The sequence below is a fragment of the Thermomonospora curvata DSM 43183 genome (assembly GCF_000024385.1).
GTDB lineage: Bacteria > Actinomycetota > Actinomycetes > Streptosporangiales > Streptosporangiaceae > Thermomonospora > Thermomonospora curvata.
In genome coordinates this window covers 1188059-1200405 of sequence record NC_013510.1, presented here as the reverse complement: position 1 = coordinate 1200405, position 12347 = coordinate 1188059, and the positions used below count along the sequence as shown (strand labels likewise).

At 70.8% G+C, this 12347-nt stretch carries 9 protein-coding genes and 1 tRNA gene; 5 read left to right on the top strand and 5 right to left on the bottom strand.

Going from position 1 to position 12347, the window contains the following annotated elements; all coding sequences use genetic code 11:
- Window positions 1–82: 82 nt before the first annotated feature.
- Window positions 83–1234 carry a cystathionine gamma-synthase gene (locus TCUR_RS05180; protein ID WP_012851420.1) on the bottom strand — a complete coding sequence of 384 codons (1152 nt, stop codon included), beginning with the start codon at window positions 1232–1234 and terminating at the stop codon, window positions 83–85.
- Between the two features lie 159 nt (window positions 1235–1393).
- Here TCUR_RS05180 and TCUR_RS05175 point away from each other — a divergent pair, with 159 nt between their 5' ends.
- The gene (locus TCUR_RS05175; protein ID WP_012851419.1) at window positions 1394–3565 is read left to right on the top strand and encodes an MMPL family transporter; all 2172 of its coding nucleotides are present in this window, start codon (window positions 1394–1396) and stop codon (window positions 3563–3565) included.
- Between the two features lie 169 nt (window positions 3566–3734).
- Here the strand turns inward: TCUR_RS05175 and TCUR_RS05170 are convergent, their stop codons facing one another.
- Complete coding sequence (locus TCUR_RS05170) at window positions 3735–5102, bottom strand: cystathionine beta-synthase (RefSeq protein WP_012851418.1); 1368 nt, start codon at window positions 5100–5102, stop codon at window positions 3735–3737.
- Between the two features lie 199 nt (window positions 5103–5301).
- On the opposite strand from TCUR_RS05170, the gene TCUR_RS05165 reads away from it, so the two are divergent.
- From TCUR_RS05165 to TCUR_RS05150, 4 genes are all read left to right on the top strand, one after another.
- Window positions 5302–6333, top strand: coding sequence for an SGNH/GDSL hydrolase family protein (locus tag TCUR_RS05165; RefSeq protein ID WP_012851417.1), 1032 nt, complete (start codon window positions 5302–5304; stop codon window positions 6331–6333).
- A gap of 138 nt (window positions 6334–6471) precedes the next feature.
- On the top strand, window positions 6472–7812 hold the full coding sequence (locus tag TCUR_RS05160) for an outer membrane protein assembly factor BamB family protein (protein WP_041440937.1): 1341 nt from the start codon (window positions 6472–6474) through the stop codon (window positions 7810–7812).
- A 166-nt stretch (window positions 7813–7978) separates the two neighbouring features.
- Entirely contained in the window at window positions 7979–9199 is a 1221-nt protein-coding gene (locus tag TCUR_RS05155; protein WP_012851415.1) for an acetyl-CoA C-acetyltransferase, read from the top strand.
- Window positions 9200–9383: 184 nt separating this feature from the next.
- Window positions 9384–9608 carry a DUF4287 domain-containing protein gene (locus tag TCUR_RS05150; protein WP_012851414.1) on the top strand — a complete coding sequence of 75 codons (225 nt, stop codon included), beginning with the start codon at window positions 9384–9386 and terminating at the stop codon, window positions 9606–9608.
- 285 nt (window positions 9609–9893) lie between these two features.
- Here the strand turns inward: TCUR_RS05150 and TCUR_RS05145 are convergent, their stop codons facing one another.
- The 3 genes from TCUR_RS05145 to TCUR_RS05135 all read right to left on the bottom strand — a co-directional run bounded on the left by TCUR_RS05145 (window position 9894) and on the right by TCUR_RS05135 (window position 12340).
- Window positions 9894–10679: a Bax inhibitor-1/YccA family protein gene (locus TCUR_RS05145; protein WP_012851413.1), complete on the bottom strand. Its 786-nt coding sequence runs from the start codon at window positions 10677–10679 to the stop codon at window positions 9894–9896.
- A 94-nt stretch (window positions 10680–10773) separates the two neighbouring features.
- Window positions 10774–10851: transfer RNA gene (locus tag TCUR_RS05140), tRNA-Leu, on the bottom strand.
- A gap of 211 nt (window positions 10852–11062) precedes the next feature.
- On the bottom strand, window positions 11063–12340 hold the full coding sequence (locus TCUR_RS05135; protein ID WP_012851412.1) for a class I SAM-dependent methyltransferase: 1278 nt from the start codon (window positions 12338–12340) through the stop codon (window positions 11063–11065).
- Window positions 12341–12347 lie beyond the last annotated feature (7 nt).

Here is a 12347-nt window from a genome sequence, read left to right as displayed (position 1 = left end):
ATTTTGGTCCACTTCGACCCAAGATCACACCTTCTGCGGCATCGGCTGGGCAGGACGGTGTGGCCTTGCGGTAGGAGACACCTCACCCTAGAGCCTGTCTCAGATCGGCCAGCAGATCCTCGACGCTCTCGATGCCCACCGACAGGCGCACCAGGTCGGCGGGGACCTCCAGCGGGGAACCGGCCGCCGAGGCGTGCGTCATCTTCGCCGGATGCTCGATGAGGGACTCCACGCCGCCCAGCGACTCGCCGAGGGTGAACACCTTGGTGCGCTCGCACACCCGCAGCGCCGCCTCCGGGGAGTCCATCCGGAACGAGACCATCCCGCCGAAGGCCCGCATCTGCTTGACGGCGATGTCGTGCCCGGGGTGGTCGGGCAGTCCCGGGTAGAGCACCTGCCGTACCGCCGGGTGCTCGGTGAGCAGCTTCACCACCGCCGCGGCGTTGGCGCAGTGCCGGTCCATCCGCACGCCCAGCGTCTTGATGCCGCGCAGCGTCAGCCACGAGTCGAACGGCCCGGCGATGGCGCCCATGGCGTTCTGGTGGAAGGCCAGCCGCTCCCCCAGTTCGGCGTCGGAGGTCACCAGCGCCCCGCCGACCACGTCGGAGTGCCCGCCCAGGTACTTGGTGGTGGAGTGCACCACCACGTGGGCGCCCAGCGTCAGCGGCTGCTGCAGGTAGGGGGAGGCGAAGGTGTTGTCGACCACCAGCAGCGCCCCGGCCTCGACCGCGATGGCCGCCAGCGCCGCGATATCGGCGATGCCCAGCAGCGGGTTGGTCGGGGTCTCCACCCAGATCGCCTTGGTGACCCCCTCGCGGACGGCCGCCCGCACCGCCTCCAGATCCCCCAGCGGCACCGGGTCGCAGGTCACGCCCCACCGCTCGTAGACCTTGGAGAACAGCCGGTAGGTGCCGCCGTAGGCGTCGTTGGGGGCGATGATGTGGTCCCCGGGCGCGCAGATGGTGCGCAGCAGGGTGTCCTCGGCGGCCAGGCCGGAGGCGAACGCCAGGGCGCGCACCCCGCCCTCCAGCGCCGCCAGGCACTCCTCCAGCGCCGTGCGGGTCGGGTTGGCCGAGCGGCTGTACTCGTAGCCGCCGCGCAGCCCGCCCACCCCGTCCTGTTTGTAGGTGGACACCTGATATATCGGCGGGACCACCGCGCCGGTCGTCGGGTCGGGCTCCTGCCCGGCATGGATGGCCAGCGTCTCAAAGCCCCGTTGAACGTCCTCGTCCATGAAAGACGAGGCTAACGGGTGTCCTGCCCTCCTGAAGGAGGAGGACGTCCACCCCAGGTATCAGACCGGATTTCCCCGCATCGACCGACTCAGGGCAAAAGTTCACGCCCGTACCGTACTGGGGTAGTTCACAATGCCCCCCACTCAAGGAAGGCGCGGATGTTCGCTGCACTGGCGCGCGTCGTCGTAAGACACCCGTGGTGGACGATCCTGGCGTGGCTGGTCGCGGCCGTCGCCATCATCGCGCTGTCCCCCGCGTTGAAGACCGAATCCGACCAGAGCGAGTTCCTGCCCTCAGAGTATGAGTCGGTGCAGGCAGCCGAGATCGCCGCGCGGGCGTTCCCGCAGCAGGCCGAGATGAGCGCGCTGATCGTGGTGCAGCGCTCCGACGGGCGGCCGCTCACGCCGGCCGACAGCGAGAAGATCGCGCAGGCCGCGCAGACCATGACGGCGAACGTCAAAAAGTACGCGACCGTCCAGGGGTTCGTCACCAATGAGCAGGCGGTGGCCCCCAACAGGTCGATCCAGCTGATCACCGTGCCGATGTCGCTGGTCGCCGGTCAGCAGGAGGGCAAGAAGCAGTCCCAGGCGATCAAGGACATCCGCGCCGACCTGCCCGGCGTGCTCGGCCCCACGCTGCAGGCCAAGGTCGGGGGGGAGATCGCCACGTTCGTCGACAACGAGGACTCCTTCACCCAGTCCTTCGCGATCGTCAGCATCGCCACCTTCGTGCTGATCATCGGGCTGATCCTGCTGATCTTCCGGGCGCCGCTGGCGGCGGTGCTGCCGATCATCGTGATCGCCGCCACCGAGCAGGTGTCGATGGGCCTGATCGGGACGGCCGCCAAGCTGCTGGACTTCTCCGGCGACGACAGCCTGCAGATCATCTTGACGGTGGTGCTGTTCGGCATCGGTGCCGACTACTACCTGTTCCTGCTGTTCCGCTACCGGGAGCGGCTGCGCGCCGGCGAGGACAGGAAGACCGCGCTGATCAGCGCGGTGGAACGGGTCGGCGAGGTGATCACCTCGGCCGCCGCGGCGATCGCGGTGACCTTCCTGGTGCTGATGCTGGCCTCCTTTGAGATCTTCGCCGCCTGGGGTCCGTCGCTGGCCATCGGCGTGGTGACGATGGGCATCACCTCGCTGACGCTGTTCCCGGCGATCCTGTCGCTGCTGGGCACCGCGGTGTTCTGGCCGTCGAAGTCGTGGCGCAGGCAGCCCAAGGGCACCGCCTCGGCCCGGCTGGGCGCGCTGGTCGGCCGCCGGCCCGCCGCGGTGGCCCTGGGCGCGGCCGTGCTGCTGGGCGCACTGGCGGTCGGCTCGCTGAACTTCAAGTCCGACTACGACTTCCAGGCCAGCTTCCCGCGGGACACCGAGTCCGCCCAGGCCGCCAAGGACATGCTCAAGGGCTTCCCGGCCGGGCAGACCACCCCGGTGGAGGTGATCGTGCGCTCCACCGACGGACGGCCGCTCACCGCCGAGCAGCTGAACGCCTTCGGGCAGCGGGCCGGGTCGCTGGAGGGCGTCGGCGCGGTGCAGCCCGCCGAGATCAGCCAGACCGACCCCACGGTCGGACGGGTCAACCTGATCTTGAAGGGCAACCCCAACAGCAACGACTCCATCAACCTGCTCAAGGACGAGCTGGGCCCGGCGGTGCACAAGATCGCCCCGCAGGGCACCGAGGTGAAGGTGGGCGGCGCCACCGCGATCTACCGCGACATCAACAAGGTGGTCAACCGCGACCTGTCGGTGATCCTGCCGGTCGCCGGGGTGCTGATCGCGCTGATCCTGCTGGCCCTGCTGCGCTCGGTGGTCGCCCCGCTGTACCTGGTCCCGGCGGTGCTGCTGGGCTTTGCGGCCACGCTGGGCTCGGCGGTGTACGTCTTCCAGGGCCTCAAGGACCAGCCCGGGGAGATCTTCCACCTGCCGATCATGCTGTACCTGTTCGTGCTGGCGATCGGCACCGACTACAACATCCTGATGACCGCCCGGCTGCGCGAGGAGGCCCGGGAGGGCAACGAGCCGCGCCGGGCCGCCGCCCTGGCCGTCGAGCACGGCGGCCCCACCGTGGCCGCCGCCGGGCTGATCCTGGCCGGCACCTTCTCGGTGATGCTGCTGGCCCCGGTGTCCATGCTGCAGCAGATGGGCTTTTCCATCGCGCTGGGCATCGCGCTGTCGGCGTTCGTCATGTCGATCTTCCTGGTCCCCGGCATCACCGCCCTGCTGGGGCACAAGGCCTGGTGGCCCGGTCACGGCGACGAGCCCAAGACGCCCAAGGCCGTGCCGGCCGCCGGGGAGGAACCGGCCCCCGAGGCGGCCGGGCGGGTGTGAAAGACCGCCGGGGCGCGGCCCGGCCGGCCCGGCACCAGCCGCCCAACCGGCCCCTGCGCCGCGTCCCGGCCCGCCGCCCGGCGGACCCGTCCCACAGCCTGCATCCGCAAGGCGGCCTGCGAAGGCCCGTCCGGCACGCCGGACGGGCCTTGGCCGTCCCGCCGGCGGCTCAGCTCGCCAGGAAGGCCAGCAGGTCCTGGCGGGTGATCAGGCCGGTGGGCTTGCCGTAGTCCAAGACGACGGCGGCGCCGGACTTCTCCAGCAGCCCCACGGCCTTGCTGACCGGGTCGCCGGCGCCGACCATGGGCAGCGGCTCGGCCATGTGCTCCTCCACCGGGTCGGCGGGGCTGGCGTTGCCGTGGACCAGCGACGCCAGCAGGTCCTTTTCCCGGATGGCGCCGACCACCTCGGCGGCCATCACCGGAGGCTCGGCCTTCATCACCGGAAGCTGGGAGACCCCGTACTCGCTCATGATCGAGATCGCGGTCTCCACCGTCTCGTGCGGGTGGACGTGGACGAACTGCGGCATCCCGGCGTCCTTGCGGGCCAGCACCTCGCGGACCTTGGCCTCCTCGGTGGGGGCCGACAGGAACCCGTAGCTGGCCATCCAGTCGTCGTTGAAGATCTTCGACAGGTACCCGCGTCCGCCGTCCGGCAGCAGCACCACGATGACGTCGTCGGGGCCGGCGCGCTCGGCCACCCGCAGCGCGGCGACCACCGCCATCCCGCACGAGCCGCCGACCAGCAGCGCCTCCTCGCGGGCCAGCCGCCGGGTCATGGTGAAGGACTCCCGGTCGGAGATCGCGATGACCTCATCGCAGATGTCGCGGTCGTAGGTGGCCGGCCAGATGTCCTCGCCGACGCCCTCGACCAGGTAGGGACGGCCGGTGCCGCCGGAGTAGACCGAGCCTTCGGGGTCGGCGCCGATGACCTTCACCCGTCCGCCGGAGACCTCCTTGAGATAGCGGCCGGTGCCGCTGATGGTGCCGCCGGTGCCGATGCCCGCCACGAAATGGGTGATGCGCCCTTCGGTCTGCTCCCAAATCTCCGGGCCGGTTGTCTCATAGTGGGAGCGGGGATTGTTGGGGTTGGAGTACTGGTCGGGTTTCCAGGCGCCGGGAATCTCGGCGGCCAATCGGTCGGAAACCGAGTAATAGGAGTCGGGGTGATCGGGAGGCACGGCGGTCGGGCAGACCACCACCTCGGCGCCGTAGGCGCGCAGCACGTCGATCTTGTCCTGGGCGACCTTGTCGGGGCAGACGAATACGCAGCGGTAGCCGCGTTCGGCCGCCACGATGGCCAGCCCGACCCCGGTGTTGCCGGAGGTCGGCTCGACAATGGTCCCGCCGGGGCGCAGCTGCCCGGAGGCCTCGGCGGCCTCGATCATCCGCAGGGCAATGCGGTCCTTGACGGAACCCCCGGGATTGAAGTATTCGACTTTGGCCAGCACTTGAGGTGCCAGTCCTTCGGTCACCTTGCGCAACCGAACCAGCGGGGTATTTCCCATCAGTTCGGTCAACGAATCATGAACACGCACGATCGACGTCCTTGTCAGGTCTACCGGCGGAAGTGTCGCGCTCGCGTTCCAACTCCGTAGGGGGAGGGTGCGCGACACGATCGGTCGTATAGATTCCTATACCTGACGGTAGCCGACCACAGTGAGCAGGAGGATCGACCTCCAAGGATTCGTTACACCGCGTGAGCGACGCGGCTGGCTGAAACAAGGCGGGTGAGCGATGCTGAGGGCTCTGACGGCGCGTCGGATAGCTACGGCGGCGGTCTACGGGGGCGGTGGCATCACCGCTCTGGGCGGGCTGGCCTTCGGTCTGCTGGTGGTGGAGGCCAAGCTGGCCCGGCGGATCATCCAGGCCACCCCGACCGGGGACCCGCCGGTGGCCGACGGGCTGTACGGGGCCCACCTGCCGGGCGAGCCGATCTCGTTCGCCGTGCTGGGCGACTCCACCGCGGCCGGGCTGGGCGTGCACCGGCCGGATGAGACGCCCGGCGCGCTGCTGGCCACCGGGCTGTCGGCGATCGCCGGCCGGCCGGTGCGGCTGACGAACGTGGCACGTTCCGGCTCCCGCAGCGAGGCGCTGGACGGCCAGGTCACCCAGGCGCTGACGGCCCGTCCCGACATCGCGGTCATCATGATCGGCGCCAATGACGTGACCGCCCGCATCTCCCCTGCGGTGTCGGTCCGGCACCTGGACCAGGCGGTGCGGCGGCTGCTGGCCACCGGCTGCCGGGTGGTGGTCGGCACCTGCCCGGACCTGGGCTCGGTCAAGCCGCTGATGCAGCCGCTGCGCTGGATCGCCCAGCGGGCCAGCCGGCAGCTGGCCGCGGCGCAGACCATCGTGGCGGTGGAGCGGGGCGCCCGCACGGTCTCCCTGGGCGACCTGCTGGGACGGGAGTTCGCCGCCGACCCGGTGGAGATGTTCTCCGCGGATCGTTACCATCCGTCTGCGCGAGGTTACGCAGCGGCGGCCATGGCACTGCTACCGTCGATAGCGGCCGCGCTGGGGCTGGAGCCCGAAGCCGAGGCGGAGCCCGAGCCCGGGCGCGGCGTGGGCGTCCTGCCCGTCTACCTCGCGGCGGCCGAGGCCGCCGAGGAGCCCGGCATGGAGGTGGCCGGCACCCGGGTCGCGGGCCGCGAGCGCGGTCCCCGGGGCCGCTGGGTCACCCTGCTGCGGCGCCGCGGCGCGGCGGCCGGCGAGGAGCCCGGCGGGCCGGCGGCCACGGTGGCGCCGGGGCCGGCGGGCGCCGCCTGACCGCCGTCCGCACCGCCCGACCGAACCACCCGACCAGGCAAACCACCCGACCAGGAAGGCCCCCGCCGACCACCAGGAGTCAGCCCCATGGTCCTGCACGCCCACCGCCGACTACCCTTCGCTTACAAATCCGTACTCTTGGCGACAGGAGCCATGCTGCTGGGCGTCACCGGCTGCACCGGCGGAACCGGCGGAACCGGCGGCCCGCCCGCCCCGTCCGTCCCCTCCTGGTCGGACACCACGGTCAACGCGGTCAGCCGTCCGGTGACCGCGAGCGGCGTCACGGCGGTCACCGCGTTGCGGGCCGATGGGCGGCTGGAGACCGCGGTGTATGAGCTGGCGACCGGTGAGCGCCGGTGGGCGCGGCCGGCGGCGATGGCCGGGCGGCTGCCGGGAATGGGCGTGCAGCCGCCGGCGGTGGCCGGGCCGGACCGCTCCCCCGTGGTGGCCGCCCTGGAACCGCGCGCCGCCAAAGACTCCGGTGAGCGGGGGAAGGCGACGCTGGTGGTGCGGGACGCGCGGACCGGTGAGCGCCGGTGGAGCAGGCCGGTGGACTCCACCTTCGGCCCGGTGCGCTGCGGCCCCCAGCTGTGCATGTCGGAGTCCACCGATCGAAGCGACGCCCGGTTCGTGGCGCTGGAGTGGTCCAGCGGCCGCGTCCTGTGGCAGCTCCCCGGGGTGGCCGAGGTGGAGTCCTCCGACGGCCGGCGCGTGGTGGTGTTCCGGATGACCGGCAGCCCGACGCTGGAGTACCGCGAGCTGCGCACGGGCCGGACGCTGTGGTCGTTCCCGGTGGAGCAGGCGGTGGGCCCGGGAGTGGACCTGGCCGGCGGCTGGACGTTCACCGCGACGGAGAACACGCTGGTCGGCTACCTGGCCCCCTACCAGAAGGCCAAGGGCCGCCCGCTGTCGGCGTTCGGGTTCTTCGGGCTGCGGATGACCGACGGCAAGCCGCTGTGGACGCGCAAGCGGCTGCTGCGGGTCTACCCCAGCGCCAGCCCGTCGGTGGCGCTGCTGACCAGGGAGGTGGACGCCCGCGGGGGCTATGGCGACTTCGCCCGGCTGGACCCGCGCACCGGCCGGACCATCGGACGGGTGGCCGCCGACCTGGCGCCCAAGGCCGCCTGGTGGCTGGCCTTCCCCGCCGACCTGTCCAAGCTGGGCTTTCTGTCGCAGGGCAGGCCGGGCAGCGCGGTGGACCTGCGGCAGGGGACCGCGGTGGCCGCGCGCGGGCTGCGCGCCTGGTCGTTCTGCACGGTCAACCCCGCCGAGCTGCGCATCGCCGGGCACCGCGGCTTCTACCCGATCGCCCCGTTGTGCGCCTACGACCTGGGCACCGGGCGCAAGGTGAGCGACCCCGGCCCGCCGCCCGCCTGGTACACCGGTGTCTTCGACGGCTGGCGGGTATGGCGGGACGAGCAGGGGGCGCTGCACGCCGTCCGCGACGCCGCCGGGACGCTTCCGGGAATGTACGGCTGACCGCCGCGCCGCCTGCGGCTGCTCACCCAACTGCGCAAGTGGGCGCTTATGAGATGACGGGAAGGGCGAACCTCCACCCGGGATGTGCCAGTGCCCGCGAGAGCGGCTAAGTTGCACATGTTGACCGGTGAGTAACCTCCGGTCGCCGACCATGAGGAGAGCCATAATGCCCGAGGCCGTCATCGTCTCGACCGCCCGTTCCCCGATCGGGCGTGCGTTCAAGGGTTCACTGAAGGATCTGCGCGCCGACCTGCTCACCGCGCAGATGATCACCGCCGCGATGGCCAAGGTGCCGCAGCTGAGCGCCGACGACATCGACGACCTGCTGCTGGGCTGCGGTCTGCCCGGCGGCGAGCAGGGCTACAACATGGCCCGCGTGGTCGCGGTGCTGCTGGGCTGGGACCAGGTGCCCGGCACCACGATCACCCGCTACTGCGCCTCCTCGCTGCAGACCACCCGGATGGCGCTGCACGCGATCAAGGCCGGGGAGGCCGACGTGATCATCTCGGCCGGGGTGGAGATGGTCAGCCGTTACGTCAAGGGCACCAGCGACGGCCCAGAGGGGACCAAGAACGAGCTGTTCGCCGCGGCCGAGGCGCGCACCGCCAAGGCCGCCCAGGGCGGGGCCGGCGTCTGGCACGACCCGCGTGAGGACGGCGACATTCCCGACGTCTACATCGCGATGGGCCAGACCGCCGAGAACGTGGCCTCGCTGCGCGGGATCTCCCGCCAGGCCCAGGACGAGTTCGGCCTGCGCAGCCAGCAGCTCACCGCCAAGGCGCTGGAGAACGGGTTCTGGGAGCAGGACATCACCCCGGCGATCCTGCCCGACGGCAGCACCGTGTCCAAGGACGACGGGCCCCGGCCCGGCACCACCCTGGAGAAGCTGGCCGAGCTGAAGCCGTCCTTCCGCCCCGACGGCACGGTGACCGCCGGCAACTGCTGCCCGCTCAACGACGGCGCCGCCGCCCTGGTCATCATGAGCGACACCAAGGCCGCCGAGCTGGGCATCACCCCGCTGGCCCGGATCGTGGCCACCGGGGTCTCGGCGCTGTCGCCGGAGATCATGGGGTTGGGCCCGGTGGAGGCCACCCGGCGGGCGCTGGCCAAGGCCGGGATGACCATCGACGACATCGACCTGGTGGAGATCAACGAGGCGTTCGCCGCCCAGGTGATCCCCTGCGTGGAGGACCTGGGCATCGACTACGACAAGCTGAACGTCAACGGCGGCGCCATCGCCATCGGCCACCCGTTCGGGATGACCGGCGCCCGCATCACCACCACGCTGATCAACAGCCTGCGCTTCCACGATAAGCAGTTCGGGCTGGAGACCATGTGCGTGGGCGGCGGCCAGGGCATGGCGATGATCCTGGAGCGCCTGAGCTGAGGCCGTTTCCGCCTCGCCCGTGACGGTGTTTTCTCAGGCGGCCCGCGTCACCTGCGCGGGCCGCCTGCGGCATTCCCAAAAAATGATCTACGTTACGAGGCGGATAGGTCCTCGTTGAGGGGTTGTCACTTTCCAGGTCGTGTTGCACAGTCGCAGGAAGAGCCCCCGCGACCTGGAGGTGCCGATGTCACTGAACCACTCGCCGGAAACGCACAGCAAGCTCCTCGCGCGCATCCCCGAGGTCACGGGACGTGACCTGCCCGAGTGGTTCGAGACGATCGAGAACGGGCCGGCGTTCCTGCGCTATGAGGAACGCTCGCACTGGCTGGCCGACGAGCACGGCATCTCGCACGGCTACGCTTCCGCCCTCGTCCGCGAACACGAGCGCACCCGCCGCATGCGCCACTGAACCCTTTTCAGCACGTGCTCGCGGGCACCGGAGACGGGAGCTCAGGCGGCATCCGAGGTCATGACATCGCAGGTCACGGCCTCTCTCCTGACTCCGAGGCCCCGTCCCCGCCTGCGGGGACGTCGCGTTGAAAAGGTTCACCGAACCCGCTCCGGCCGCCGTTCCCGTTTGCTGCGGACCGGCGCGGAGCCCATCCGACGACACTCACCGGCCCTGAAAACACCGATCGGCCCCCGCCGGTGCTCCGGTGAGGGCCGATCGTCATGTGCAGCACGCGGGTGCGGGCTACTCGCGGAAGTACGACAGCAGCCGCAGCAGCTCCAGGTAGATCCACACCAGGCTCAACACCAGCGCGAAGGCGCAGTACCAGGCGAACTTCTCCGGGGCGCCGGCCTGCACGCCCTGCTCGATGGTGTCGAAGTCCAGCAGCAGGAAGAAGCAGCCCAGCAGGATCGCCACCACGCTGAAGGCGATGCCCAGCGGACCGTCGCTGCGGATGCCGATCCCGGTGTCGTTGAACAGCGCGACCACCAGGTTGATCAGCATCAGGCCGAGCATGGCGAAACCGGCCGCCACGACGAACCGGGTGAGCTTGGGGGTCACCCGGATGATGCGCAGCGAGTGCACCGCCAGCATCCCCCCGAAGGCCAGGGCGGTGCCGATGACGGCCTGCAGGACGATCCCGTGGTAAAGCGTCTCAAAGAAGTGGCTGATCGCCCCGATGCCCACGCCGTACAGCGCGGAGAACGCCAGCACCAGCGGGGCGTTGGCCTTCTGGGTGAAGCTGATGAACAGCCCCAGCCCGAGCTGCAGCAGGAAGGCGACGACGGCCACCGCCATCGCGGTCGGCAGCGGCACCAGCGTCCAGGTCAACGCGCCGGTCAGCACCAGCGTACCCAGGGCCAGGAAACCCTTGACGACCACGTCGTCGTAGGTCATCGTGCGCTGCGCCGGCGGCGTGTAGGCCGGCCGGTTGTACATCTCGTGCAGCAGCTGTGGGCTGGGCGCATGCCCCTGACCCATGTGCTGTCCGAAGGAAACCCTCCGGAAGGCGGGGTTACGGCTGTCCATACGTTGGCCTCCGAACTACACAGTCCTCCGCCCAGTGTAGACGTCGGCGCGTCACCGATAGTTCCCCGGCGCATGACGGGTCGGTATCGATGCCTGGTGCCCCCGGTCGGATTCGAACCGACACCAATGGCCCTTTTAGGGGGCCCGCCTCTCCCGGTTGGGCTACGGGGGCGGCGACAGCCTACCGAAGTCACCGGGAAAGAAAAGCGCTCCGATATTGGACCGAGACCGGCTTTTGCCTATTCCAGGACCAGCTATTTCCAAAAGTCCGGCAAGTCCCCCCAATTCGCCCGGGTGCCGTTCACCGAGGCACTGACAAGACACAATGAGTTTTTATCGGCACCGGTTCCAATGCATGCCTTCGGCAACCGCGCCGCCGAAGGTCACGGGGTGGGCGCCGGGTGCGCGGCCCCGCCGTGATCACGGCGGACCGCATAGATCTCGTGCATCCCGATCCGGCCGCTCTCGCAGGCCAGCGCGGAAGCCGCCAGGTAAAGCAGCCACACCCGGGCCCGCCCCGGAGTGGCCAGCCTCCCGCACTCACTCCAGTGCCGGCGCAAGTTGTCGGCCCACGACCGCAGCGTCCGGGCGTAGTGCTCGCGCAGCGCGGTGACCGTGCGCACCTCCAGCCCGGCCTCCTCCAGCGCCGAGACCACCTCGCCCAGCGGGTGCAGCTCGCCGTCCTCGGGGAACATGTAGCTGGTGGTGAACGTGCGGCGCGCATGGTGCCGCCCCGGCCGCCGCAGGGTCTGCTGCACCAGCAGCCGCCCGCCGGGGGCCAGCAGCCGCTGCAGCCGGGCCGCCGGCAGCGCGGCCAAGCCGATCCCGCCGCCCAGCTCGGCGCCCCCCAGACCCACGATCACGTCATAGGGGCCCTCGCCGGCCACCGCCAGGTCGCCCACCCGCGGCTCCACCCGGTCCACCAGCCCCTCCTCCTCGGCCCGGCGCCGCACATGGTCGGCCTGGGCGCGGGAACGGGTGAGACCGACCACGCGCACCGATTCCTTGGCGGCGGCGTGGAAGGCGAACGAGCCCCAGCCGCAGTTCAGGTCCAGCACCCGCGCCCCGGGGAACAGGCCCAGCCGCTCGACGACGGACTCGCGCATCGCGCGCTGGGCGTCCTCCAGGTCCGCCGCGCCGTCCCAGTCGCCGCAGCAATAGGCCATGCTCTCCCCCAGCAGCAGCCGGAAGAAGTCCGCCGACTCCCCGAAAGGACCGGTGACCTCCCCGGCGTGCCGCCCAGTGGGGAACTCCTCGGCCGGCGGCTTGGGCTCGGGGCCGACCGCCCCGAGCATCACCGCGGTGCGCACGATCTCGCGCTTGTCGTCGCTGCTGAGCCGGATCGGCTCGTCCCCGCGGCGCATCACCTGCTGGACGGCGCCCAGCGCGGCGAAGATGTCGCCCTCGATGTCCAGCTCACCGGCCACGTAGGCGCGGACCAGGCCCATCTCGCCGGGCTTCCACAGCAGCCGGCGCAGCGCCCTGCGGTGCCGGATCACGAACGTGGGAGCCGTGGCGGGCCCGATCGCGCTGCCGTCCCAGGCCCGCACTCTGATCGGCAGCCTGGCGGCCGCGGCATGCACGTCGCCGGCGGCCTGCTCCGCACCCAGCATGATCTTGACCAGCAACGGAGCGAGTCGTACGGCGACACCTTCCTGCATGCCCAAG